Here is a 25,962-nt window from a genome sequence, read left to right on the forward strand (position 1 = left end):
TCCTTTGGTGAGTTCGACCTCAAGCTCAAGCGACGCCTTTATCCTTGGCAACGCTGGAGCCTGTTCCTTCTACGTGAGGGAACAGGCTGTGCAACACATCAACGACGGGGCAGGAATTGCAGCGGATCTACAGGCTTCCCTTGGCGGCGAATCTCAAAGTGCAGTTTCACCCGGTCTGTACCAGTTGACCCCATTTCGGCAATTGTCTGTCCGACTTTGACCTGCTGCCCCTCCCGAACCAACAGCCTACGGTTGTGACCGTAAGCACTGACGTAGGTATCGCTGTGTTTGATGATGACCAGCTCGCCGTAGCCCCGTAAACCACTCCCGGCGTACACCACTGTCCCATCAGACGCAGCTAAAACAGGCTGTCCCAAATCTCCGGCGATATCAATGCCTTTATTCAAACTACCGTTTGAAGAGAATCTTCCAATCAACACGCCGTTCGAAGGCCATCCCCAACCCGTCGGCGCAGGGCCTGGAGGTGGCAACGGCGCAGGTGTCGGCTTGCTCGCAACCGTAGGCGCAGCGGTGCCTGCAGGGCGGGTGATGATGGTGGTCTTGCTCGAAGACGAGGGCGAAGATCCGGTGTTTGTCACAACTCTCGTAGGCGTTGAACCCGTACGCCCGTCAAAGCGAATGACCTGACCTATTTGTATCGTATAGGGGACAGGAATATTGTTACGAGCTGCGAGCGCCTTGTAATCCCAGCCGTAGCGAAAGGCGATGGAGAACAGCGTGTCCCCCTTTCGTACTACATATTGCCCGGTGGTGACCGTCGGCTTCTGGGGTACGGCACTGGCGTTGTTGCGGTCGACAACCCGCGCACCACTGGAGGGAGAGCTGGAGCAGCCCGCCAACAAGGAACTCAAGACAAGGCCAAGCACCAGTCGCTGAAAACTTGTTTTACTCATACGCTGCGCAAGACCTGTGAGACTCACCCGCCGCTCCCTTTGTGGTGGCTGAACATGAATGCCTGTATCAGGCTTGAAATATGACGCAAGTATAACTGGGCATTGGTTTTTTACCGGCACACGGCTGAAACGAAAAATTCATCGTGTTTAAAATCGAAAGCCAAGCATGTTGACTCTATAGACCCCGCCGTAAGACACATCGCCACCGACAGAATTCACTGCCCGCGAACAAATGATCAGGCCAGCGGGCCATTGAGCAACGGCACAAAGCGCACAGCACCCAGCACATGCCGTGAAAAACCTTCGTCCTCACGGATAATGAGCATCAATTGTTGCACTTCGCCGGAGCCCACCGGGATCACCAACCGCCCGCCAGGCGCCAGTTGATCGAGCAGTGCCTGTGGAACATCGGTAGCCACGGCGGTGACAATGATGCCGTTGTACGGCGCGAGTGCCGGCCAGCCTTCCCAGCCATCTCCCCAGCGGAACACCACGTTGCGCAGGTTCAACTCCACCAGGCGTTCCTTGGCGCGGTCCTGCAGGACCTTGATGCGCTCCACCGAGAACACACGCTCCACCAGTTGCGACAGCACGGCGGTCTGGTAGCCCGAGCCGGTGCCGATCTCCAGCACCTTGTCCAACGGCCCCGCCGCCAGCAGCAACTCGCTCATGCGCGCAACCATATAAGGCTGGGAGATGGTCTGGTTGTGGCCGATCGGCAACGCGGTGTCTTCGTAGGCGCGGTGCGCCAGGGCTTCATCGACAAACAAGTGCCGTGGCGTACGCCGGATCACTTCCAGCACCTGCGCATTGGACAAGCCTTCTTCATACAGGCGCTGGATCAAACGCTCACGGGTGCGCTGGGAGGTCATCCCGATGCCACGGCGCAACAGGTCATCCTGTTCACGAGCCATCAGCGCAGCCCCTCCAGCCAGCCATCGAGACTACTGAAGGCATCACTGAAGGTGCGATCAAGTTGCAGCGGGGTAATCGAGACATAACCTTGCATCACCGCATGAAAGTCCGTGCCGGGGCCACCGTCTTCGGCATCGCCCGCTGCGGCAATCCAATAGCCTTCCTTACCACGCGGGTCGACCACCTTCAACGGCGCTGCGGCACGGGCACGATGGCCCAGGCGCGTGAGCTGGATACCGCGGATGTGGTCGAGCGGCAGGTTGGGAATATTGACGTTGAGCACAGTACGCGGCGGCAGGTCCAGTGAACCGTGGGCCTCCACCAGCTTGCGCGCGAAATAGGCGGCTGTGGGCAGGTTATCCAGTTGCCGCGAAGCGAACGAAAAGGCAAACGAGGTCCGGCCGAGAAAGCGCCCTTCAAGGGCCGCCGCCACCGTGCCGGAATACAGCACGTCATCGCCCAGGTTGGCGCCGAGGTTGATCCCCGACACTACCAGGTCCGGCTCAAGGTCCAGCAGGCTGTTGATTGCCAGATGCACACAGTCGGTGGGCGTGCCGTTCACGCTGATAAAGCCATTGGCCAGGACTTGCGGGTGCAGCGGACGGTCGAGCGTCAGCGAACTGCTGGCGCCGCTCTTGTCCTGGTCCGGGGCGACCACCACGCATTCGGCATAATCCTGCAGCGCAGCATAGAGCGCGGCAAGGCCAGGTGCGGTGGCACCGTCATCGTTTGATATCAGAATACGCATGGGTTGTCCGTCTGCCCCACCGGCACCAGATCAACAAGCTCGCGCACCAAGACAGTGGCGAAGCATCCGGCCGGCAGGACGAATTCCAATTGCAGAATGTCCAGCGACGGATAATGCCACGTCAACCCGCCAATGGGCAGTCGCAGAATGCGACGTTCCTGGCTCATGCCCGCCTTCGCCAGCCAATCGCGCAAGTCCGCTTCACCGGCGGCGACCGACTGCTCCAGTTCAAAGGTTGCGCCCGTGGCCGGTGAATCACCCTCGCCCCACTGTGGCCCGGTGGGATGCAGGTCGAGAATCGCCAGGCGCGGGTCGCTGCATTCAGCCTCCCCGGCCGGGAAGAAACTGCGGCTGTCGGTGAACGCCAGCAGATCACCGACTTGCGCACGCTGCCAGGAGCCATCGGCCACCCGCGCCGCCAGCACTTTGTTGAACAGGTAACTGCGTGCCGTGGACAGCAGGCGCGAGCGCACATTGCGCTGCTCCGGCAAGGCTTTGCGCACCGCCCACTCACGGGCGTCCACCACATTGCCACCGTTGTGGCCAAAGCGCTGGGCGCCGAAATAGTTGGGAATGCCGTGTTGCGCAATCAGTTGCAACCGCGCATCGATGGCAGCGGTGTCACCGGCCAGCTGGGTCAGGCGCAGGGTGAAACCATTGGCCGAATGCGCGCCGCGTTGCAGCTTGCGTTTGTGACGCACGATTTTCAGGATCTTGAGCGTGTCGTTTTCCGCACCACTCATGTCCGGGTCGGCCTTCCCCGGCAGTTGCACGCTGAACCACTGGCGGGTCAGCGCCTGGCGATCCTTGAGCCCGGCATAGCTGACCGTGCGCAACGGCACGCCCGCCGCCTTGGCGATACGCCGTGCGGCCTCTTCGGTATTGAGCCCGCGCTTCTCCACCCACAGCCAGAGGTGCTCGCCGTCGCCGGTCAGCGGGATGTCCAGCACTTCGTCGACCTGGAAGTCTTCAGCCGTAGCTTTGAGTACCGCGCTGCCCAAGGCCTCGCCATAGGCCCGCGGGCCCAGCAGTTGCAGGTCATTCATGCGCGCAGCAACAAGGCAACGGCGTGCACCGCGATGCCCTCTTCACGACCGGTAAACCCGAGCTTTTCGGTGGTGGTGGCTTTCACGTTCACTTGATCCAGTTCAATTTGCAGGTCTGCGGCGATCAGCGCCCGCATCGACTCGATATGCGGCGCCATTTTCGGCGCCTGGGCCACGATGGTGTTGTCGACGTTGCCGACCTTCCAGCCCTTGGCATGGATCAGGCCGACCACGTGACGCAATAGCACACGGCTGTCCGCGCCCTTGAAGGTCGGGTCGGTGTCCGGAAAATGCTTGCCGATGTCGCCCAGCGCCGCAGCGCCGAGCAAGGCATCGCTCAAGGCATGCAACACGACATCGCCGTCGGAATGAGCCAGCAACCCATGGTGATGTGCAATGCGCACGCCACCCAGGGTGATGAAATCGCCGTCGGCGAAACGGTGCACATCATAGCCGTGACCAATACGCATAAAAAAACGCCCCGATTTAATTCAGGGCGTGATTCTACCTACTTTTGCCTCACATTAACCGAGCAAAGCACGTCCGTGATGACGCAAATGATCGTCAATGAAGCTGGCGATAAAGAAGTAGCTGTGGTCATAGCCGGGTTGCAGGCGCAGTTCCAGCGGATGGTTGGCCGCCTTGGCAGCTTGCTGCAGGGCTTCGGGCTTGAGCTGGACCGCGAGGAAATCGTCGCGGTCGCCCTGGTCCACCAGCAGTGGCAGTTTTTCCGAGGCTTCGCTGATCAGCACACAGGCGTCCCATTCGCGCCACTTAGAGCGCTCTTCGCCCAAATAACGCGAGAAGGCCTTCTGGCCCCACGGGCAATCCATCGGGTTGTTGATCGGCGAGAACGCCGACACCGATTGGTAACGCCCGGGGTTGCGCAGCGCACACACCAGCGCGCCGTGGCCACCCATGGAGTGACCACTGATGCCACGCTTGTCCGAAGCCGGGAAATGCGCTTCAACCAGTGCCGGCAATTCCTGCACTACGTAGTCATGCATCCGATAGTGCTTGGCCCAAGGCTCCTGCGTGGCATTCAGATAGAAGCCCGCACCGAGGCCGAAATCCCAGGCGTTGTCCGGGTCGCCCGGCACACCGGGGCCACGGGGGCTGGTGTCCGGTGCCACGATGATCAACCCCAGTTCGGCCGCCATGCGCTGGGCGCCGGCCTTTTGCATGAAGTTTTCATCCGTGCAGGTCAGGCCGGACAGCCAGTACAACACCGGCAGCTTGCCGCCCTGCTCCGCTTGCGGCGGCAGGTAGACGGCGAAGGTCATGTCGCAACCGAGCACATCGGAATGATGCTTGTAGCGTTTATGCCAGCCGCCGAAGCTCTTCTGGCACGACAGGTTTTCCAGACTCATGGCCGACCTCAGAAGTGGATGACGGTACGAATGCTCTTGCCTTCATGCATCAGGTCAAACGCTTTGTTGATGTCTTCCAAGCCCATGGTGTGGGTGATGAAGGTGTCCAGCGGGATCTCGCCGGTCTGGGCCATCTCCACGTAGCTTGGCAACTCGCTGCGACCGCGCACGCCGCCGAACGCCGAACCGCGCCAGACGCGCCCGGTGACCAATTGGAATGGGCGGGTAGCAATTTCCTGGCCGGCACCGGCCACGCCGATGATCACCGACTCGCCCCAGCCCTTGTGGCAGCACTCGAGGGCGGCGCGCATCAGTTGCACGTTGCCGATGCACTCGAAGGAGAAGTCCACGCCGCCGTCGGTGAGGTCGACAATCACGTCCTGGATCGGGCGGTCGTAATCTTTCGGGTTGATGCAATCGGTAGCGCCCAGCTGCTTGGCGATTTCGAACTTGGCCGGGTTGATGTCGATGGCAATGATGCGACCCGCCTTAGCCTTCACCGCGCCGATCACCGCTGACAAACCGATACCGCCCAGGCCGAAGATGGCCACGGTGTCGCCCGGCTTGACCTTGGCGGTGTTGATCACTGCACCGATGCCGGTGGTGACGCCGCACCCCAGCAGGCAGACTTTTTCCAGCGGCGCTTCTTTAGGAATCTTGGCCACGGAAATTTCCGGCAGCACGGTGTACTCGGAGAAGGTCGAAGTCCCCATGTAGTGGAAAATCGGCTGGCCCTTGTAGGAGAAGCGCGTGGTGCCATCCGGCATCAGGCCCTTGCCCTGGGTGGAGCGAATGGCCTGGCACAGGTTGGTCTTGCCCGACAGGCAGAATTTGCACTTGCCGCATTCCGGGGTGTACAGCGGGATCACGTGGTCACCCACGGCCACCGACGTCACGCCCTCGCCGATCGCTTCAACCACCGCGCCGCCTTCGTGGCCGAGGATCGACGGGAAGATACCTTCCGGGTCTGCGCCCGACAGGGTGTAGGCGTCGGTATGGCAGACACCGGACGCAACCACGCGCAACAGCACTTCGCCCGCCTTGGGCATGGCCACATCCACTTCAACGATCTCGAGGGGCTTCTTGGCTTCGAAGGCTACGGCGGCGCGGGACTTGATCATCCGGGTTTCTCCAGGGGGTTAAAAACTGAGACGGCGAGTGTAAAACATGGCCTGTTGATTAATAATCCAACCAAAAGCAAAACTTTATTGCTGTACGGGGATAATCACCATGCTGGAAAACCGCTGGGAAGGCATCGATGAGTTTGTCGCCGTAGCCGAATGCAGCCAATTCACCGCCGCGGCCGAGCGACTCGGGGTGTCTTCGTCCCACATCAGCCGGCAGGTGGCACGCTTGGAAGAACGCCTGCAAACCCGCCTGCTCTATCGCAGTACGCGCAAGGTCACCCTGACCGAGGCCGGCCAGACCTTTCTGCAGCATTGCCAGCGCCTGCAGGATGGCCGCGAAGAAGCCCTGCGCGCAGTCGGCGACCTCACCAGTGAGCCCAAGGGCATGTTGCGCATGACCTGCGCCGTGGCGTACGGCGAGCGCTTTATCGTGCCGCTGGTCACGCGGTTCATGGCGCTCTACCCGCAATTGCGCGTGGACATTGAGCTGACCAACCGCCAATTGGACCTGGTGCACGAAGGCCTCGACCTGGCGATCCGCCTGGGCCGCCTGCAGGATTCACGCATGGTTGCCAGCCGCCTGGCGCCCCGGCGCATGTACTTGTGCGCTTCGCCGTCCTACTTGGAACGGTATGGTCGGCCACATAGCTTGTCGGAATTGAGTCGGCACAATTGCCTGATCGGCAGCTCGGATATCTGGCAACTGGCTCAGGACGGGCGGGAATTCTCCCAGCGCGTGCAGGGAAACTGGCGCTGCAACAGTGGGCAGGCGGTGCTGGATGCCGCACTTCAGGGCGTGGGGTTGTGCCAGTTGCCGGATTATTACGTGCTGGAGCATTTGCACAGCGGTGCGCTGGTGTCGCTGTTGGAAGCGCATCAACCGCCGAATACGGCGGTGTGGGCGTTGTATCCGCAGCAGCGGCATCTGTCGCCGAAAGTGCGCAAGTTGGTGGATTTTTTGAAGGTGGGGTTGGCACAGCGGCCTGAGTACAGCGTGTAAGTATGGGTTGTTTGTGCTGGCCTCTTCGCGAGCAAGCCCGCTCCCACATTCGACCGTATTTCTCCAGAATGTACGCGGTCAAAAGTGGGAGCGGGCTTGCTCGCGAAAGAGTCGACGCGGTGCAATTGACTAGTGCCGGTTAGCCCACCGCAACCGCAACCACTCCAGATCCTCGGGCCGGGTTACTTTGATATTGTCCGAGCGCCCTTCAATCAGGCGCGGTGCCTGGCCGGACCATTCCATAGCCGAGGCCTCGTCGGTGATCACCGCATCGGCCACCAGGCTGTCAGCCAGCGCACGGTGCAAGGCCCCCAGGCGGAACATCTGCGGCGTGTAGGCCTGCCAGATCAAACTGCGGTCGACGGTTTCCACCACCCGACCGTGCTTGTCGACGCGCTTGAGCGTGTCGCGGGCCGGCACCGCCAGCAGGCCGCCCACCGGGTCGTCCGCCAGCTCGGCAAGCAAGTGGTCCAGGTCATCGCGACTCAGGTTCGGCCGCGCCGCATCATGCACCAACACCCAGTCGTCATCGCTGGCACCCAGGGCATTGAGGTGCAGCAAGGCATTGAGCACCGAGCCCGATCGTTCCGAGCCGCCGTCCGCACGCTGAATGCGCGGGTCGGCCGCACACGTCAGGGCAGGCCAATAAGGATCATCAGAAGCAAGACTGACCACCAGGCCCTTGAGGCAAGGATGGTCGAGGAAACAGCCGAGGCTGTGTTCAAGAATAGTGCGCCCGCCCAGTTGCAAGTACTGTTTGGGACGGTCCGCAGCCATACGGGCACCCACACCCGCGGCAGGAATCACGGCCCAGAAGGCCGGTAGGGAGTTGCTCATTGGGCTAACTGGTAGAGGGTTTCGCCCTCCTTGACCATGCCCAATTCATGACGAGCCCGTTCCTCAACGGTCTCCGTGCCTTTTTTCAACTCAAGCACTTCAGCATCGAGGACGCGGTTGCGCTCCAGCAGACGTTCGTTTTCGGCATGCTGGTCGGCAATTTGCTGGGTCAGTTCTTTCACCTGCGCAAAGCTGCCATTACCCACCCAAAGGCGGTATTGCAGGCCAGCCAGCAACAAGAGCAAGACGAGGAACAACCAATTGGGACTGCGCATCGAAATCCGGGTATCCAGTAAAAAAAGACAGCCATGCAAAACTTTTGAAGCAACTGATAGCACGAAGCCTGGAAAAACCAGGCTTGTGCTTGATAGCCATCAGATTAGCGCCGAAATCCACTCCATCGAGTTTTTTCCGACGCAACCCGTCGACTTTTTACCATGCTTTACATCAAGTAGCGATCAGCCGCGGAACTCGCCACGACCGTTGTACTTGGCCTTGCCAGCCAGTTGCTCTTCGATGCGCAGCAATTGGTTGTACTTGGAAACACGGTCGGAACGGCACAGGGAACCGGTCTTGATCTGACCCGCCGAAGTACCCACGGCCAGGTCGGCAATGGTGGAGTCTTCGGTTTCGCCGGAGCGGTGGGAGATCACGGCGGTATAACCCGCAGCCTTCGCCATCTGGATGGCTTCCAGGGTTTCGGTCAGGGTGCCGATCTGGTTGAACTTGATCAGGATCGAGTTGGCGATCGACTTGTCGATGCCCTCTTTCAGGATCTTGGTGTTGGTCACGAACAGGTCGTCGCCCACCAGTTGGATTTTCTCGCCGATCTTGTCGGTGAGGATTTTCCAGCCGTCCCAGTCGGACTCGTCCAGGCCGTCTTCGATCGAGATGATCGGGTAGCGCTCGGTCAGGCCTTTCAGGTAGTCAGCAAAACCTTCGGAGTTGAACACCTGACCTTCGCCGGACAGGTTGTACTTGCCGTCTTCATAGAACTCGCTGGCCGCGCAGTCCAGGGCCAGGGTCACGTCGGTGCCCAGCTTGTAGCCAGCGTTGGCCACGGCTTCGGAGATCACTTTCAGTGCATCTTCGTTGGACGCCAGGTTTGGTGCGAAACCACCTTCGTCACCCACTGCAGTGCTCAGGCCACGGGCCTTCAGCACAGCTTTGAGGTGATGGAAAATCTCGGTGCCCATGCGCAGGCCTTCGGAGAAGGACTTGGCGCCAACCGGCTGCACCATGAATTCCTGGATGTCGACGTTGTTATCGGCGTGCTCGCCACCGTTGATGATGTTCATCATCGGTACCGGCATGGAGTAAACACCCGGCGTGCCGTTCAGGTTGGCGATGTGTGCGTACAGCGGCAGGTCCTGGTCCTGGGCAGCGGCCTTGGCAGCGGCCAGGGACACGGCGAGGATGGCGTTGGCGCCCAGGCTGCCTTTGTTTTCGGTGCCATCGAGCTTGATCATCGCGTGGTCCAGGGCTTTCTGGTCCAGCGGATCCTTGCCCAGCAACAGGTCACGGATCGGGCCGTTGATGTTGGCTACAGCCTTGAGTACACCCTTGCCCAGGTAACGGCTCTTGTCGCCATCACGCAGTTCCAGCGCTTCGCGCGAACCGGTAGAAGCACCGGACGGCGCGCAGGCGCTGCCGATGATGCCGTTATCGAGAAGCACGTCGGCTTCGACGGTGGGGTTGCCACGGGAGTCGAGAACTTCACGACCTTTGATGTCGACGATTTTTGCCATTGTTGTAAACACTCCAAAGTTGACGAAAACGACGCAGCTGAAGGAAATCTTTTGACCGACCGCAAGGGTGGAACAACGAGGCAGGCTTGCAGACGACAAGGCTCAGGCCCGTAGGCCTGAGCGTAAAGCGTGGGAAATTCTACCGGAGAAACGCGGCTTACGCGGTCTCTACCGTCGGAAAACTCTTGACCAGTTCGTCCAACTGCTTGAGCTGGGCCAGGAACGGCTCCAGCTTGTCCAGGCGCAGGGCGCAAGGGCCATCGCACTTGGCGTTGTCCGGGTCCGGGTGAGCCTCCAGGAACAGGCCCGCCAGCGACTGGCTGATGCCCGCCTTGGCCAGGTCCAGCACCTGGGCACGACGCCCGCCCGCGGAGTCGGCACGACCACCGGGCATTTGCAGCGCGTGGGTCACGTCGAAGAACACCGGGTATTCGAACTGTTTCATGATGCCGAAACCGAGCATGTCCACTACGAGGTTGTTGTAGCCGAAGCTCGAACCCCGCTCGCAGAGGATCAACTGGTCGTTACCCGCTTCCACGCACTTGTTCAGGATGTGTTTCATCTCCTGGGGCGCGAGGAACTGGGCTTTCTTGATATTGATCACAGCGCCGGTCTTGGCCATCGCGACGACCAGGTCGGTCTGGCGCGACAGGAAGGCCGGCAACTGGATGATGTCGCACACCTCAGCGACCACGGCAGCCTGCTCAGGCTCGTGGACGTCGGTGATGATCGGCACGCCGAAGGCTTGCTTGATGTCCTGGAAGATCCGCATGCCTTCTTCAAGGCCCGGGCCGCGATAGGAGGTCACGGACGAACGGTTGGCCTTGTCGAAGCTGGCCTTGAATACGTAAGGGATACCGAGTTTCTCGGTGACCTTGACGTACTCTTCACAGACCTGCATCGCCATGTCGCGGCTTTCCAGCACGTTCATGCCGCCAAACAGCACCATGGGCTTGTCGTTAGCAATCTCGATGTCGCCGACGCGAATGATCTTCTGGGCCATCAGGGTTACGCCTTCTTCTGGTGTTGCGTCAGTGCAGCCTTGACGAAACCGCTGAACAGCGGGTGACCGTCACGCGGCGTCGAAGTGAACTCAGGGTGGAACTGGCACGCCACGAACCATGGATGATCCGGTGCTTCAACCACTTCAACCAGCGCGCCATCACCGGAGCGGCCGGAGATTTTCAGGCCAGCTTCTTTGATCTGCGGCAGCAGGTTGTTGTTCACTTCGTAGCGGTGACGGTGACGCTCGACGATCACGTCCTTGCCGTAGCAGTCGTGAACCAGCGAGCCCGGCTCCAGCAGGCAATCTTGCGCGCCGAGGCGCATGGTGCCGCCCAGGTCGGACGCTTCGGTACGGACTTCAACAGCGCCGGTGGCATCTTCCCACTCGGTGATCAGGCCCACGACCGGGTGGCCGCTCTTGCTGTCGAACTCGGTGGAGTTGGCGTCTTTCCAGCCCAGCACGTTACGAGCGAACTCGATGACGGCCACTTGCATGCCCAGGCAGATACCCAGGTACGGCACCTTGTTCTCACGAGCGTACTGCACGGCAGTGATCTTGCCTTCCACGCCACGCAGGCCGAAACCGCCCGGGACGAGGATCGCGTCGACACCTTCGAGCAGCGCAGTGCCCTGGTTCTCGATGTCTTCAGAGTCGATGTAGCGCAGGTTGACCTTGGTACGGTTGCTGATACCGGCGTGGCTCATCGCTTCGATCAGCGACTTGTACGCGTCCAGCAGCTCCATGTACTTGCCGACCATGGCGATGGTGACTTCGTGCTCAGGGTTGAGCTTGGCGTCGACCACGGCGTCCCACTCGGACAGGTCCGCACCACCGCATTGCAGGCCGAAACGCTCGACCACAAAATCATCCAGGCCCTGCGAGTGCAGGATGCCCGGGATCTTGTAGATGGTGTCGGCGTCTTCCAGCGCGATCACCGCACGTTCTTCAACGTTGGTGAACTGCGCGATCTTGCGACGCGAGGAAATGTCGATCGGGTGATCGGAGCGGCACACCAGCACGTCCGGCTGCAGGCCGATGGAACGCAGTTCCTTGACCGAGTGCTGGGTTGGCTTGGTTTTGGTCTCGCCGGCAGTGGCGATGTACGGCACCAGGGTGAGGTGCATGAGCATCGCGCGCTTGGCGCCGACTTCGAAACGCAACTGGCGGATGGCTTCGAGGAACGGTTGGGATTCGATGTCACCCACGGTGCCACCGATCTCGACCATCGCCACGTCGGCATCGCCTGCACCCTTGATGATGCGGCGCTTGATCTCGTCGGTGATGTGCGGGATCACCTGGATGGTTGCACCCAGGTAGTCACCACGGCGCTCTTTGCGCAGCACGTGCTCGTAGACACGGCCAGTGGTGAAGTTGTTGTTCTGGGTCATGGTCGTGCGGATGAACCGCTCGTAGTGGCCCAGGTCCAGGTCGGTCTCGGCGCCGTCGTGGGTGACGAACACTTCACCGTGCTGGAACGGGCTCATGGTGCCCGGGTCAACGTTGATGTACGGGTCCAGCTTGAGCATGGTGACCTTAAGTCCCCGCGCCTCCAGGATGGCCGCCAATGAAGCGGAGGCAATGCCTTTCCCCAATGAAGAAACAACACCGCCCGTGACGAATATGTAGCGCGTCATGAAAAACCCTAGAAGTCTGCGTTAAAGCGGTCCGAGCCGCCGGGGAAAGCGAAGGAAGGCCGAAGCCCCCGATCACCTGCATTAATCACAGTGCACCTTTCAAAAAAACCGCCGCGTTGTGACAGACCAGCAGTGAAACACCGGTACGTTGATCGCTACACATTTTTTGGAATCGCCCAGCAAAGACTGCTTGGTAATCGGCAACTGCTGCGATTCAGGAGAATCCACAGAAGTTGTATCAAGAAGGGAGCGTAGTCTACCGGAAAGGCTCTATCAGCTCAAACCTCTATCGCAGCTCTGTGGCACCCAATGCAATTGCCAGTCACTTGCCGGGCCGCGCCACAGCCCGGCAAGGGTTGGGGCAGCCAGCAATTGCTCGCCCTGATACAGCAGCGGCAATCTGCCACGCACGAACCCCGGCAACCCACACTCATTCAGCAGGCGCTTCAAGTCTCGCCGGCCGCGACCTGGCACTTCCACGATTTCGCCTCCCTGGCGATAGCGAACCTCGAACGGCCCTTCGGGCACCTTGCCGACAATTTCCAGCTCGCCATTACCGGGCAACGCCAATGTTTTTTCTGGACAAGTCCAACTCACTGCGTCGCCCGAAAAATCCGACCAAGTGACAGGCAACCACCAGATACGCTCGCCACAACGGTGCAATTCACCGTCGGCCAGGCGCCATAGGGGCTGCGCGTCACCCTTGGCATCGCGCAAGGCATCCCAGCCAGCCCAGTGGTCACTGTCGGGCAAACGGGTCAGTGGGTTCAGCCAATGACGCAAGGCATTGCGCTGGCGGGCGCCGGAAAGCTCGCACAAAGGCGCAAGAGCCAAGGACGGCAAGGGCAGCCAGGGAAAGGGTGAGGGTTGATCGGCAGCGTGCAGATCCATCCGAGCCAGCTCATCCAGCAGGCCTTGGGCTTCACTCAGATGCTCCGCAGTACGCGCCAGGCTTGAGACGGCCTGGGGCCAGCGCTCGGTGAGCACGGGAAACACGCGATGACGCAGGTAGTTGCGGGAAAAACGCGGGTCGGCATTCGAGGGGTCTTCGATCCATTTGAGCTGATGCGCGTGGGCGTAGGCTTCCAGCGCTTCACGGGAGACATCCAGCAGTGGCCGCACCAGGTAACCATCCGCCAATGGGCGCTGCACCGGCATTGCCGCCAACCCGCGCACGCCTGCCCCGCGCAGCAAGCGGAAGAGCAGGGTTTCAGCCTGGTCATCGCGATGCTGGCCCGTCAGCAGCACCTGCCCTGCCCCGATCACTTCGGCGAAGGCCTGGTAGCGTGCGTCGCGGGCGGCACGCTCAAGACTGGCACCGGGCCGGACCTGCACGCGCATGATCCGCAGCGGCACGCCCAACGTGTCGCATACCGACTGGCAATGCTCCGGCCACAGGTCAGCAGTTGCTTGCAGGCCATGGTGAACATGCACAGCACTGAGGGGTGGCAGGGTTTCGGTGTTTGCCAAAGAGGCCAGGAGGTGCAGCAGGACGGTGGAATCAAGGCCACCCGAGAATGCGATGTGCCAGGCCGGGGCATTGCGCCAGGGGGCCAGGGTTTGCAGGAGTTTGCCGGACAGAGCTGGTTTCATCACAGGTTACCGCTGCAAATCTGGAGTACGTCAGCCCAGCATACACAAAGCAAATGTGGAAGCTGGCTTGTGTGGGAGCTGGCTTGCCTGCGATAGCATCACCTCGGTACAACTGCATAACCGAGGCGCCTGCATCGCGGGCAAGCCACGCTCCCACACAAGCTGGCCCCCACATTGGGTATTGCGTGGGTCTTAGAGACCGTAGCTCATCAGGCGCTCGTAGCGACGGGCCAGCAGCGCTTCGTTATCCAGCTTCTTGAGCATCGCCAGTTGCGATGCCAGTTCAGCACGGATGGTGGCAGACGCGGCAGCCGGGTCGCGGTGGGCACCGCCCAATGGCTCGGCGATGACCTTGTCCACGATGCCCAAGCCCTTGAGGCGATCTGCGGTGATGCCCATGGCTTCGGCAGCGTCCGGCGCCTTTTCTGCGGTTTTCCACAGGATCGAGGCGCAACCTTCCGGCGAGATCACCGCGTAGGTCGAGTATTGCAGCATGTTCAGTTGGTCGCACACGCCAATGGCCAGTGCACCACCGGAACCCCCTTCACCAATCACGGTGGCGATGATCGGGGTTTTCAGGCGGGCCATGACGCGCAGGTTCCAGGCGATGGCTTCGCTCTGGTTGCGTTCTTCGGCGTCGATACCTGGGTAAGCACCCGGGGTGTCGATGAAGGTCAGGATCGGCATCTTGAAACGTTCAGCCATTTCCATCAGGCGGCACGCCTTGCGGTAGCCTTCCGGACGCGGCATGCCGAAATTGCGGCGCACCTTCTCGCGCACTTCACGGCCTTTCTGGTGGCCGATCACCATCACCGGCTGGTCGTCCAGGCGAGCGATACCGCCCACGATGGCCGCGTCGTCGGAGAAGTGACGGTCACCGTGCAGCTCGTCGAACTCGGTGAAGATGTGCTGGATGTAGTCCAGGGTGTACGGACGGCGCGGGTGGCGGGCCAGGCGCGCGATCTGCCAGCTGGTCAGCTTGCCGAAGATGTCTTCGGTGAGCGTCTTGCTCTTGTCTTGCAGGCGGGAGATTTCATCGCCGATATTCAGCGAATTGTCATTGCCGACCAGGCGCAGCTCTTCGATCTTGGCTTGCAGGTCAGCGATCGGCTGTTCGAAATCAAGAAAATTCGGGTTCATAAGCGTCCGTCTTGGGTCGACGGCCAGGGAGTGCCTGGCCAGCCGGTTGTCTATTCGCGCCCTACCTTAAGGGAGAGGCGCGTTTAGGTCGAGATTAAATGTTTAGTCGAGATCAGGTGCCCTGACCGTCAACGGTATTGGAGGAAGACGTTGTCTCGCCCGAACTGGTCACGCAAAGCTTGAATCAAGCCATCGGCGGGATCAATTCGCCAGGTCTCGCCAAACTGCAACATGGCCTTGGCGTCGCTGCCGGTGTACTCCATGGTCACCGGGCACGCGCCACGGTGGCGTTTGAGCAGGTCACCCAACCAGCGTAGCTGATCGCCCTTGAGCGCCTCGGTTTTCACCTTCAAACGCAGGCTTTCGGCCAGGTTGGTACGGGCATCTTCCATGCTCATCACCCGTTTGATCCGCAGGCGCAGGCCACCGGAGAAGTCGTCGTTGCTGACCTCCCCTTCCACCACCACCATGGCGTCGGTCTGCAGCAGCGACTGGGCGGAGTGGAATGCGTCGGCAAACAGTGACGCTTCGATACGGCCCGAGCGGTCGTCGAGGGTGATGAAGCCCATCTTGTCGCCCTTTTTGTTCTTCATTACCCGCAGGGCGATGATCATGCCGGCAACGGTCTGGGTATCCCGCGCAGGCTTGAGGTCGATGATGCGCTGACGGGCAAAGCGGCGGATCTCGCCTTCGTACTCGTCAATCGGGTGACCGGTGAGGTACAGGCCCAAGGTGTCTTTTTCACCCTTGAGGCGCTCCTTGAGGGTCAGCTCCTTGGCCTTGCGGTGGTTAGCGTACACATCGGCATCTTCCTCGACGAACAGCCCGCCAAACAGGTCGGCGTGACCACTGTCGTGGGTGCGCGCGGTTTGCTCGGCGGCCTTGATCGCTTCTTCCATGGCGGTCAGCAGCACCGCGCGATTGCGATCGATGTTCGCCTGGTAGGCCTTGGGCTCATCATGAAAATACGGGCCAAGACGGTCGAGCGCGCCGCTGCGGATCAGGCCATCGAGGGTACGTTTGTTGATGCGCTTGAGGTCGACCCGCGCGCAGAAGTCGAACAGATCCTTGAACGGCCCGTCCTGGCGCGCTTCGGTGATGGCTTCCACCGGGCCTTCGCCCACGCCCTTGATCGCGCCCAGACCATAGATGATGCGGCCTTCGTCGTTCACCGTGAACTTGAACTCCGAGGCGTTCACGTCCGGCGCGTCGAGGCGCAGCTTCATGGTGCGCACTTCCTCGATCAAGGTCACGACCTTGTCGGTGTTGTGCATATCCGCCGAGAGCACCGCGGCCATGAACGGCGCCGGGTAGTGGGCTTTCAGCCAGGCGGTCTGGTACGACACCAGGCCGTAGGCGGCGGAGTGGGATTTGTTGAAGCCGTAACCCGCGAATTTCTCTACCAGGTCGAAAATGTTACCGGCCAGGTCCGCGTCAATATTGTTGGTGGCGCAACCTTCAATGAAACCGCCGCGCTGCTTGGCCATTTCCTCGGGTTTTTTCTTACCCATGGCTCGACGCAGCATGTCTGCGCCGCCGAGGGTGTAGCCGGCCATCACCTGGGCAATCTGCATCACCTGTTCCTGGTACAGGATGATGCCGTAGGTCGGTGCCAGTACGGGCTTGAGGCCTTCGTACTGGTAGTCGGAGTGCGGATACGCCAGCTCGGCGCGGCCGTGCTTACGGTTGATGAAGTCATCCACCATGCCCGATTGCAGCGGGCCCGGACGGAACAGGGCCACCAGTGCGATCAAGTCTTCCAGGCAGTCGGGCTTGAGCTTCTTGATCAGCTCCTTCATACCGCGGGATTCAAGCTGGAACACCGCCGTGGTTTCGGCTTTTTGCAGCAGGGTGTAGGTCGGCTTGTCGTCCAGCGGGATGAACGCGATGTCCAGCGGCTCTTCGCCCACCTTGGCGCGGTCACGGTTGATGGTCTTGAGCGCCCAGTCGATGATCGTCAGGGTTCGCAGGCCGAGGAAGTCGAACTTCACCAGGCCGGCCGCCTCCACGTCATCCTTGTCGAACTGGGTTACCAGGCCGTCGCCTTCTTCGTCGCAATAGATCGGCGAAAAGTCGGTGAGTTTGGTGGGCGCAATAACCACACCACCGGCGTGCTTGCCGACGTTACGCACCACGCCTTCGAGTTTGCGGGCCATGTCCCAGATTTCGGCGGCTTCTTCATCGACCTTGATGAAGTCACGCAGGATCTCTTCCTGCTCAAAGGCCTTTTCAAGGGTCATGCCGACTTCAAACGGAATCATCTTCGACAGGCGGTCCGCCAGGCCGTAGGACTTACCCTGCACCCGCGCCACGTCGCGGATTACAGCCTTGGCGGCCATCGAACCGAAGGTGATGATCTGGCTGACCGCGTTGCGGCCGTATTTTTCGGCCACATATTCGATCACGCGGTCACGACCGTCCATGCAGAAGTCGACGTCGAAGTCGGGCATGGAAACCCGTTCCGGGTTCAGGAACCGTTCGAACAGCAGGTCATATTCCAGCGGGTCGAGGTCGGTGATCTTCTGCACATAGGCCACCAGCGAGCCAGCACCTGACCCCCGGCCAGGACCCACCGGCACGCCGTTGTTCTTGGCCCACTGGATAAAGTCCATCACGATCAGGAAGTAACCGGGGAACCCCATCTGGATGATGATATCCAGCTCGAAATTCAGCCGGTCGACGTAGACCTGGCGTTTGGCGTCGTAATCTTCGGTAGTGTCCTTGGGCAGCAGGACCGTGAGCCGCTCTTCCAGGCCATCGAACGATACCTTGCGGAAGTACTCATCGATGGTCATGCCATCGGGAATCGGGAAGTTGGGCAGGAAGTGCTTGCCCAGCTTCACTTCGATATTGCAGCGCTTGGCGATTTCGACGGAGTTTTCCAGGGCCTCGGGCAGGTCGCTGAACAGCTCGGCCATTTCCTCGGCGCTTTTGAGGTACTGCTCTTCGCTGTAGTTCTTGGAGCGGCGCGGGTCATCCAGCGCTCGGCCTTCACCGATGCACACGCGGGTTTCGTGGGCCTCGAAGTCTTCCTTCTTGATAAAGCGCACATCGTTGGTGGCCACCAGCGGTGCGCCCAGTTTGTCGGCCAGGGCGACGGCGGCGTGCAGGTGCTCTTCATCGTTGGGGCGGTTGGTGCGCTGGACTTCCAGGTAGAAACGCTCGGGAAAGACCTGCATCCACTCACTGGCCAGCACTTCGGCCTCCTGGGGGTTACCGCCCAGCAGCGCGATACCGATCTCGCCCTCTTTAGCGGCTGAGAGCATGATCAGGCCTTCGTTGGCCTCGGCGACCCATTCGCGCTCGATGATGATCGAGCCATTGCGCTGGCCGTCGATAAAACCACGGGAAATCAATTCGGTGAGGTTGCGGTAACCGACGCCATTCATCGCCAGCAGGCTGATGCGGCTCAGTGGGTTATCCGGGTCTTTATTGGAGAGCCACAGGTCGGCGCCGCAGATCGGCTTGATGCCGGCGCCCATGGCGTTCTTGTAGAACTTGACCAGCGAACACATGTTGTTCTGATCGGTCACCGCGACCGCAGGCATGTTCATGCCCACCAGAGTCTTGACCAGCGGTTTGATCCGTACCAGGCCGTCGACCAGGGAGTATTCAGTGTGCAGGCGTAGGTGAACGAATGAAGCCGGCATAGTGATCTCTTATACGTGGAAAACAACAAGGCCCGGATTGTACCGGGCCTTGGCAAAAACATCAGCCTCGCGACTAAACCTCGCTCAGGCTCTCCCGCGCCTCGTAAGCCTGGCGCACCGGGGCGAACGAGCGGCGGTGGATCGGCGTGGGCCCCAGGCGAGCCAGGGCTTCCAGATGAACGGGCGTCGGGTAGCCTTTATGCCCACCAATGCCGTAGCCGGGGTAGATCAATTCGAAAGCCGCCATTTCACGGTCACGGCTGACCTTTGCCAGGATCGAGGCGGCGGCAATGGCTGGCACCTTGCTATCCCCCTTCACCACCGCTTCCGCCGGCATGGCCAGCTTGGGGCAACGGTTGCCGTCGATCATCGCCAGTTTTGGCGTGACGTGCAGGCCTTCCACCGCGCGCTGCATGGCCAGCATGGTGGCGTGGAGGATGTTCAATTCGTCGATTTCTTCGACCTCGGCTCGGGCAATATGCCAGCTCAGGGCTTTCTCGCAGATCTCGTCAAAAAGCTTTTCGCGACGAGCTTCGGTGAGTTTTTTCGAGTCGTTAAGGCCCAGGATCGGGCGGTTCGGGTCGAGAATCACCGCGGCCGTGACGACCGCACCGCACAGCGGGCCGCGTCCGACTTCATCAACGCCAGCCACCAGTTCGTGGGCTTCGGCCACCAAGCTGAAATCCAGGCCCATTTGCGTCGTCATAGGGTTTCCTGTTTGTGGCCGATCAAGGTCAGCACGGCATCTGCCGCCTGGTTCGACGCATCACGACGCAGGGTGCGGTGAATCTCGTCGAAGCCACGGGTCTGCTCTTCGCCACCCTCGATCAGCGGGAAGAGGGTTTGCGCCAGGGCGTCCGGCGTCGCATCGTCCTGCAACAACTCCGGCACCAGCAGGCGCTGGGCCAGCAGGTTGGGCAAGGAGATGTAAGGGCTTTTGACCATGCGCTTGAGAATCCAGAAGGTCAGCGGCGCCAGACGATAGGCCACGACCATCGGGCGCTTGTACAGCAAGGCTTCCAGGGTAGCCGTGCCGGAGGCGATCAGCACTGCATCGCAGGCCGCCAGCGCCAGGTGCGACTGGCCATCAAGCAAGGTCAACGGCAGGTTGCGGCCTTCCAGCAGTGTTTCGATCTGTACTCGGCGTTGCGGGCTGGCACAGGGCAGCACAAAACGCACCCCAGGCTTCAAGGCCATCAGACGCTCGGCCGCGTCGAAAAACAGGGCACCCAGGCGGCCGACTTCCCCGCCTCGACTGCCAGGCATCAACGCAACCAGCGGGCCATCGGCCAAGCCCAGTTCGGCCCGGGCCGCCGCGCGATCGGCCTGCAACGGAATGGTATCGGCCAGGGTATGCCCGACAAACCGCACCGGCACGCCCTTCTCTTCATAGAACCTGGCCTCGAACGGCAGCAGGGTCAGCATCAGGTCGCAGCCTTCACGGATCTTCAACACGCGCTTCTGCCGCCACGCCCACACGGACGGGCTGACGTAGTGCACGGTCTTGATGCCGGCCTGACGCAACTTGAGTTCGATATTGAGGGTGAAGTCGGGCGCGTCGATTCCGATGAAAACGTCAGGCTTTTCTTCAATGAGTGTCTGGATCAACAACTTGCGGCGGGCCAGCAACTCACGCAGCCGGCCCAACACTTCCACCAGCCCCATGACCGACAAGCGTTCCATGGGGAAGTAAGAGGTGAGGCCTTCAGCCTGCATCAAGGGGCCACCAACGCCGATGAACTCCACCGCAGGATGCTGGGCCTTGAGGGCCCGCATCAAACCTGCGCCCAGAATATCGCCGGAAGCTTCCCCGGCCACCAGCGCGATACGCAGATTGGCCATAATCAGCGAGTGATGCCGCGAGTCGACGCCTGGATCGAGTCGCGGAACACAGCGACTTCCGGGAACTGTGCTGCAGGCTCGGCCAGTTCGGCCAACGCCTGATCAACGGTCAGCCCCTGGCGGTAGACCACTTTGTAGGCGCGACGCAGGGCGTGAATCGCATCTTCACTGAAACCACGACGGCGCATGCCTTCGAAGTTCATGCTGCGCGCTTCAGCCGGGTTGCCGAATACCGTGACAAACGCCGGTACATCCTTGCCGATGGCGGTGCCCATGCCGGAAAAGCTGTGGGCGCCGATATGGCAGTACTGATGCACCAGGGTGAAACCGGACAGGATCGCCCAATCATCAACGTGCACATGGCCCGCCAGGGCGGTGTTGTTGACCAGGATGCAGTGGTTGCCGATCACGCTGTCGTGGCCGATGTGCGCATAGGCCATGACCAGGTTGTGGTCACCCAGCGTGGTCTCGGCACGATCCTGCACGGTGCCACGGTGAATGGTCACGCCTTCACGAATGATGTTGTGATCACCGATTACCAGGCGCGTTTCCTCACCCTTGTACTTCATGTCCGGGGTGTCTTCGCCTACCGAGGAGAACTGGTAGATGCGATTGTGTTTGCCAATGCGGGTCGGACCTTTGAGGATCACGTGCGGCCCGATGACTGTCCCCTCGCCGATTTCCACACCTGCGCCGATGATCGACCACGGGCCGACCTCAACGTCGGCGGCCAGTACGGCCGACGGATCGATGATTGCGCGAGGGTCAATCAAACTCATAGTTTGCGTTCCGCACAGATGATCTCGGCGGAGCACACTGGCTTGCCGTCGACCGACGCCTGGCATTCGAACTTCCAGATCTGACGCTTGCAACTGATGAACTTGGCTTCCAGGATCAACTGGTCACCGGGCGTGACCGGGTTGCGGAAACGCAACTTGTCGGAGCCCACGAAATAGTAAAGCGTGCCGTCGGCAGGCTTGAGGTCAAGCATTTTGAAACCAAGGATACCGGCAGCCTGGGCCATCGCTTCGATGATCAGCACGCCCGGCATGATTGGATGCGCAGGAAAGTGACCGTTGAAGAACGGTTCGTTGATGCTGACATTCTTGTAGGCACGAATGCGCTTTTCCTCGACATTGAGGTCCACTACGCGGTCCACCAGCAGGAACGGGTAACGGTGAGGCAGGTATTCGCGAATCTCGTTGATGTCCATCATTTCGGGGGGAAGCCTGTAATAAAGATTGGGGGCGGGCGGACTAAAAGCACGCCCCGCTAGCAAATCAAGGAGGCAGTCTAGCGGCTGTGCACACTTGATATGGAAATGGTATCAGCCTTCTGATGAAGCATTACCGCCAGGGGTCACGTCCCCAACACGCTTTTCCAGCTGTTTGAGACGTCGAGCCATGTCGTCGAGCTGCCTCAAGCGCGCTGCGCTCTTGCGCCATTCAGCTGCGGGCTGCATGGCGGTACCGGATGAATAGGCCCCGGGCTCGGTAATCGAGTGGGTCACCATGGTCATGCCGGTAATGAAGACGTTGTCGCACACTTCGATATGCCCCACCAGCCCAACGCCACCGGCGAGCATGCAATGCTTGCCGATCTTGGTGCTGCCGGAAATACCTACGCACGCGGCCATGGCGGTGTGATCGCCGACCTGTACGTTGTGGGCGATCTGAATCTGGTTGTCGAGCTTCACGCCATTGCCAAGCACGGTATCGGCCAGTGCCCCGCGATCAACAGCGGTATTGACGCCGATTTCCACGTCATCGCCGATCAATACACCGCCCACCTGGGCGATCTTGTTCCAGACGCCTTTCGAATTGGCGAAGCCGAAGCCCTCGCCCCCGATCACGGCACCCGATTGAATCACCACACGCTCACCGATACGCACATCGTGGTACAGGGTCACACGGGGCGCCAACCAGCCATCGGCACCAATGGTGCTGCGTGCGCCGATAAAGCAATGCGCACCCACCGTTACCCCAGCCGCAATACGCGCGCCACTTTCGATCACCGCAAAGGCGCCAATACTTGCCGCCGGATCAACCTGGGCATCATCGGCGATCACCGCAGACGGGTGAATCCCGGCTACGGCCTTGGGCTTGGGATCGAACAGGTGCGATGCCCGTGCATAGGCCAGGTAGGGGTCAGCTACCACCAAGGCATCCCCGGCAAACCCTTCGGCGTCGGCGGCCTTCAGCAACACGGCTGCGGCTTGACTGTCGACCAGGTATTTACGGTATTGGGGATTTGCGAGGAAGCTCAACTGAGCTGGGCCAGCCTCCTGCAAGGTGGCTAGCCCAGTGATTTCTTTCTCCTTGGAGCCACGCAAGGTGGCCCCCAGGAACTCGGCCAACTCGCCGAGCTTGATAGTCGCGGTCATGGCTTACTTCAGCTGGTTCATGCGCTCGATCACCTGACGGGTGATGTCGTATTGAGGCTTGACGTCAATCACAGCGCCACGCTCGAACACCAGGTCAAAGGCACCTTTCTTGATGACTTCTTCCACAGCGCTGTCGAGTTTCGGCTTCAGCTGTTTCAGCATTTCACGGTCGGCAACAGCCTTGGCTTCGTTCAGCTCCTTGGACTGGAACTGGTAGTCGCGGGCCTTTTGCTTGAATTCAAGCTCCAGACGCTCGCGCTCGCCTTGCTGCATCTTGTCACCACCGGCAACCAGACGATCCTGTATACCCTTGGCGCTGCTTTCCAGGGTTTTGAGCTTGGTCAGTTGCGGACCGAACTTCTTCTCGGCATCCACGGCGTATTTCTTGGCCGCGTCCGATTCCAGCAGGGCCATCTGATAGTTCAGGACGGCGATTTTCATTTCGGCGAAGGCCGGGGTGGTTACCAGCACAGTGGCCAGCAGAACCAATTGAGTCAACTTACGCACGATGTACTCCTACAGAATCCGTTGTCGTTATCTTGGGTCAGACGCTTAGAACGTCTGGCCGAGGGAGAATTGGAAAATCTGGGTTTCAGCGTTATCCGGTTTCTTGATCGGCATGGCCAGAGCAAAGCTCAACGGGCCGAGCGCAGTCACCCACGTCACACCCACACCCACAGAACTGGCGAGGTTGCTCAGACTGATGTCGTTGCACTGGGTCTGAGACTTCACGCCACTCGGGTTGGTGATCTGGTCGCACTTGGAGTCGAACACGTTACCCACGTCCCAGAATACCGAGGTCCGCAGCGAACGCTGATCCTTGACGAATGGCAGCGGGAACAGAATTTCCGCACCACCCTGGATCAACACGTTGCCACCGAACGGCAGCGGGTCGTTGTCCGAGTCAGCCACTGTGCCATTGTTGCCGGTTACGCCAACACCACGGCTCGGAGTACCACGCGGGCCGAGGGTGCTGTCCTTGAAACCACGTACAGAGTTGAAGCCACCTGCGTAGTAGTTCTCGTAGAACGGTAGACCATGAGTCGAACCATAACCATCGCCATAACCCAATTCGGTGTGCAGGCGCATGGTGTAGTTGTCACTCAATGGCTGGAACAACTGGCCACGGTAGTCGAGCTTGAAGAACGACAGGTCGCTGCCCGGCGTGGTTGCTTCCAAAGTCAGGCTCTGGGAATGGCCACGGGTTGCCAGTACGCCTTTGTTCAAGGTCGACTCAGACCAGCCGGCCGATGCCTTGAAGTTCAGGAACTTGTCACCTTCGGTACGCACGAAGTTGAAGATCTCGTCCACGGTGTACACACCGGTCTTGATCTCATCCTGTTGCGCGGTCAGGCCGAACGTCAGACGCGAAGTTTCGCTGATCGGGTAACCGATGTTGACACCGGCACCCAGGCTGTCGATCGCATAGCTTGCAACGTCAACGTCGAGGTCTTTGTAGTCGGTGGTGCGGTAGAAGGCGTTGTAGCCCAGGCTCACACCGTCAGCAGTCCAGTAGGGGTCGACATAACCGAAGTTGTAGCGGCTCTGGTATTCGCTTCGGGTCAGGCCGATGGACACCTTGTTACCGGTACCAAGGAAGTTGTTCTGGGTAATCGAACCACCGAGGATCAGACCCGCACTCTGTGCAAAGCCGACGCTTGCGGTGATCGAACCCGACGCTTGTTCTTCCACGGCGTAGTTCACGTCAACCTGGTCATCCACACCCGGTACAGCCGGTGTCTCGACGTTGACTTCCTTGAAGAAGCCCAGGCGCTCAAGACGGGTCTTGGACTGGTCGATCAGGTAAGTCGACGCCCAGCCACCTTCCATCTGGCGCATTTCACGGCGCAGCACTTCGTCCGCAGACTTGGTGTTGCCACGGAAGTTGATACGGTTCACGTAGGCACGCTTGCCTGGGTCGACAACGAAGGTGATGTCCACGGTATGGTCATCATCATGCGGGGTCGGCACGCCGTTGACGTTGGCGAAGGTATAGCCTTCGTTACCCAGGCGGCGGGTGATCAGTTCGGAAGTGGTGGTCATCAGCTTGCGCGAGAACACCTGGTTCTTCTGCACCAGCAGCAGGGCCTTGACCTGGTCTTCAGGGACTTTCAGGTCGCCGCTGAGCTTCACGTCACGAACGGTGTACTTCTCGCCTTCGTTGACGTTGACAGTGATATAGACGTGTTTCTTGTCCGGCGTGATGGACACCTGGGTCGAAGCGATATCCATGTTGATATAGCCACGGTCCAGGTAGTAGGAACGCAGGCGCTCCAGGTCACCGGAGAGTTTTTCACGGGCGTACTTGTCATCGTTCTTGAAGAACGACAACCAGTTGGTGGTCTTGAGTTCGAACAGATCGATCAGGTCGTCATCAGAGAACTTGGTGTTGCCCACCACGTTGATGTGCTGAATGGCAGCCACGGTGCCTTCGTTGATGTTGACCTTCAGGCCGACACGGTTGCGAGGCTGCGGGATCACTTCTGTTTCCACGGTCGCGGAGTAGCGGCCCTGGGCAACGTACTGGCGTTGCAGTTCGTTACGCACACCCTCAAGGGTGGCGCGCTGGAAGATCTCGCCTTCGGCCAGGCCGGATTGCTTGAGGCCCTTCATCAGGTCTTCAGTGGAGATCGCCTTGTTGCCCTCGATCTCGATACTGGCGACGGAAGGTCGCTCGACGACGGTGATGACCAGGACGTTGCCTTCGCGACCCAGTTGGATATCTTGAAAGAACCCGGTTTTGAACAGCGCACGAGTGGATTCCACCAGGCGACGGTCATCAGCCTGTTCCCCGACGTTCAACGGCAAGGCACCAAAGACGCTACCCGCGGAAACCCGCTGGAGGCCGTTGACGCGAATATCGGAGATAGTGAAGGACTCGGCGTGAACTTCGGCGATCATCAATACGGTGAGAACCGCAGTTAGCAGCAGACGTTTCATGAAGTCCTTTCTTATTCCAACTGGCAATAAACAAACTGCCGCAAAATGCGGCAGATTCGCAATTCAGCG

Annotated in this window: 23 protein-coding genes; 1 reads left to right on the forward strand and 22 read right to left on the reverse strand. The window is 60.2% G+C overall.

Features of this window, described 5'->3' with window-relative positions:
• Positions 1-98: 98 nt before the first annotated feature.
• The 7 genes from ACVWVP_RS24080 to ACVWVP_RS24110 form a co-directional block, all read right to left on the reverse strand.
• On the reverse strand, positions 99-941 hold the full coding sequence (locus ACVWVP_RS24080) for a peptidoglycan DD-metalloendopeptidase family protein (protein ID WP_457408437.1): 843 nt from the start codon (positions 939-941) through the stop codon (positions 99-101).
• A gap of 209 nt (positions 942-1,150) precedes the next feature.
• The gene (locus ACVWVP_RS24085) at positions 1,151-1,786 is read right to left on the reverse strand and encodes a protein-L-isoaspartate(D-aspartate) O-methyltransferase (protein ID WP_169850588.1); all 636 of its coding nucleotides are present in this window, start codon (positions 1,784-1,786) and stop codon (positions 1,151-1,153) included.
• A 41-nt stretch (positions 1,787-1,827) separates the two neighbouring features.
• Positions 1,828-2,577 (reverse strand): 5'/3'-nucleotidase SurE, encoded by a 750-nt coding sequence (surE, locus tag ACVWVP_RS24090; RefSeq protein ID WP_259171798.1) that lies wholly within the window; start codon positions 2,575-2,577, stop codon positions 1,828-1,830.
• Complete coding sequence (gene truD / locus ACVWVP_RS24095) at positions 2,565-3,623, reverse strand: tRNA pseudouridine(13) synthase TruD (protein WP_457408439.1); 1,059 nt, start codon at positions 3,621-3,623, stop codon at positions 2,565-2,567. The genes surE and truD overlap by 13 nt, the downstream gene beginning before the upstream one ends.
• Positions 3,620-4,093, reverse strand: coding sequence for a 2-C-methyl-D-erythritol 2,4-cyclodiphosphate synthase (gene ispF / locus ACVWVP_RS24100; RefSeq protein WP_178919013.1), 474 nt, complete (start codon positions 4,091-4,093; stop codon positions 3,620-3,622). Before ispF ends, truD begins: the two co-directional genes overlap by 4 nt.
• A gap of 54 nt (positions 4,094-4,147) precedes the next feature.
• Complete coding sequence (gene fghA, locus ACVWVP_RS24105) at positions 4,148-4,993, reverse strand: S-formylglutathione hydrolase (RefSeq protein WP_176994706.1); 846 nt, start codon at positions 4,991-4,993, stop codon at positions 4,148-4,150.
• Positions 4,994-5,001: 8 nt separating this feature from the next.
• On the reverse strand, positions 5,002-6,114 hold the full coding sequence (locus ACVWVP_RS24110) for an S-(hydroxymethyl)glutathione dehydrogenase/class III alcohol dehydrogenase (protein WP_010212435.1): 1,113 nt from the start codon (positions 6,112-6,114) through the stop codon (positions 5,002-5,004).
• A 109-nt stretch (positions 6,115-6,223) separates the two neighbouring features.
• Between ACVWVP_RS24110 and ACVWVP_RS24115 the strand changes: the two genes are divergently transcribed.
• Positions 6,224-7,120, forward strand: a complete 897-nt coding sequence (locus ACVWVP_RS24115; RefSeq protein ID WP_178919015.1) for a LysR substrate-binding domain-containing protein — start codon at positions 6,224-6,226, stop codon at positions 7,118-7,120.
• Between the two features lie 129 nt (positions 7,121-7,249).
• Here the strand turns inward: ACVWVP_RS24115 and ispD are convergent, their stop codons facing one another.
• The 15 genes from ispD to bamA all read right to left on the reverse strand — a co-directional run bounded on the left by ispD (position 7,250) and on the right by bamA (position 25,893).
• Entirely contained in the window at positions 7,250-7,957 is a 708-nt protein-coding gene (ispD, locus tag ACVWVP_RS24120; RefSeq protein WP_457408442.1) for a 2-C-methyl-D-erythritol 4-phosphate cytidylyltransferase, read from the reverse strand.
• The gene (ftsB, locus tag ACVWVP_RS24125; protein WP_017137157.1) at positions 7,954-8,232 is read right to left on the reverse strand and encodes a cell division protein FtsB; all 279 of its coding nucleotides are present in this window, start codon (positions 8,230-8,232) and stop codon (positions 7,954-7,956) included. Before ftsB ends, ispD begins: the two co-directional genes overlap by 4 nt.
• A 183-nt stretch (positions 8,233-8,415) precedes the next feature.
• Positions 8,416-9,705, reverse strand: a complete 1,290-nt coding sequence (eno, locus tag ACVWVP_RS24130; protein ID WP_457408445.1) for a phosphopyruvate hydratase — start codon at positions 9,703-9,705, stop codon at positions 8,416-8,418.
• Between the two features lie 157 nt (positions 9,706-9,862).
• On the reverse strand, positions 9,863-10,708 hold the full coding sequence (gene kdsA, locus ACVWVP_RS24135; protein ID WP_010212442.1) for a 3-deoxy-8-phosphooctulonate synthase: 846 nt from the start codon (positions 10,706-10,708) through the stop codon (positions 9,863-9,865).
• Positions 10,709-10,713: 5 nt separating this feature from the next.
• The gene (locus ACVWVP_RS24140; RefSeq protein ID WP_034096253.1) at positions 10,714-12,345 is read right to left on the reverse strand and encodes a CTP synthase; all 1,632 of its coding nucleotides are present in this window, start codon (positions 12,343-12,345) and stop codon (positions 10,714-10,716) included.
• Positions 12,346-12,618: 273 nt separating this feature from the next.
• On the reverse strand, positions 12,619-13,938 hold the full coding sequence (tilS, locus tag ACVWVP_RS24145; protein WP_457408450.1) for a tRNA lysidine(34) synthetase TilS: 1,320 nt from the start codon (positions 13,936-13,938) through the stop codon (positions 12,619-12,621).
• A 192-nt stretch (positions 13,939-14,130) separates the two neighbouring features.
• Entirely contained in the window at positions 14,131-15,078 is a 948-nt protein-coding gene (locus ACVWVP_RS24150) for an acetyl-CoA carboxylase carboxyltransferase subunit alpha (RefSeq protein WP_016974415.1), read from the reverse strand.
• A 128-nt stretch (positions 15,079-15,206) separates the two neighbouring features.
• Positions 15,207-18,728, reverse strand: coding sequence for a DNA polymerase III subunit alpha (gene dnaE / locus ACVWVP_RS24155; protein WP_178919019.1), 3,522 nt, complete (start codon positions 18,726-18,728; stop codon positions 15,207-15,209).
• Positions 18,729-18,801: 73 nt separating this feature from the next.
• Positions 18,802-19,434, reverse strand: coding sequence for a ribonuclease HII (gene rnhB, locus ACVWVP_RS24160; RefSeq protein WP_178919020.1), 633 nt, complete (start codon positions 19,432-19,434; stop codon positions 18,802-18,804).
• Positions 19,431-20,570 carry a lipid-A-disaccharide synthase gene (gene lpxB / locus ACVWVP_RS24165; RefSeq protein ID WP_259171803.1) on the reverse strand — a complete coding sequence of 380 codons (1,140 nt, stop codon included), beginning with the start codon at positions 20,568-20,570 and terminating at the stop codon, positions 19,431-19,433. The genes rnhB and lpxB overlap by 4 nt, the downstream gene beginning before the upstream one ends.
• A 2-nt stretch (positions 20,571-20,572) precedes the next feature.
• Positions 20,573-21,349, reverse strand: a complete 777-nt coding sequence (lpxA, locus tag ACVWVP_RS24170) for an acyl-ACP--UDP-N-acetylglucosamine O-acyltransferase (RefSeq protein ID WP_176994696.1) — start codon at positions 21,347-21,349, stop codon at positions 20,573-20,575.
• On the reverse strand, positions 21,346-21,786 hold the full coding sequence (fabZ, locus tag ACVWVP_RS24175; RefSeq protein ID WP_003172281.1) for a 3-hydroxyacyl-ACP dehydratase FabZ: 441 nt from the start codon (positions 21,784-21,786) through the stop codon (positions 21,346-21,348). Before fabZ ends, lpxA begins: the two co-directional genes overlap by 4 nt.
• Before the next feature lie 111 nt (positions 21,787-21,897).
• Positions 21,898-22,953, reverse strand: coding sequence for a UDP-3-O-(3-hydroxymyristoyl)glucosamine N-acyltransferase (lpxD, locus tag ACVWVP_RS24180; RefSeq protein WP_457408454.1), 1,056 nt, complete (start codon positions 22,951-22,953; stop codon positions 21,898-21,900).
• A gap of 3 nt (positions 22,954-22,956) precedes the next feature.
• Positions 22,957-23,460, reverse strand: coding sequence for an OmpH family outer membrane protein (locus ACVWVP_RS24185; RefSeq protein WP_003172279.1), 504 nt, complete (start codon positions 23,458-23,460; stop codon positions 22,957-22,959).
• Positions 23,461-23,505: 45 nt separating this feature from the next.
• On the reverse strand, positions 23,506-25,893 hold the full coding sequence (gene bamA / locus ACVWVP_RS24190) for an outer membrane protein assembly factor BamA (RefSeq protein WP_176994694.1): 2,388 nt from the start codon (positions 25,891-25,893) through the stop codon (positions 23,506-23,508).
• Positions 25,894-25,962: the final 69 nt, after the last annotated feature.

Source organism: Pseudomonas sp. TE24901, from assembly GCF_054058375.1.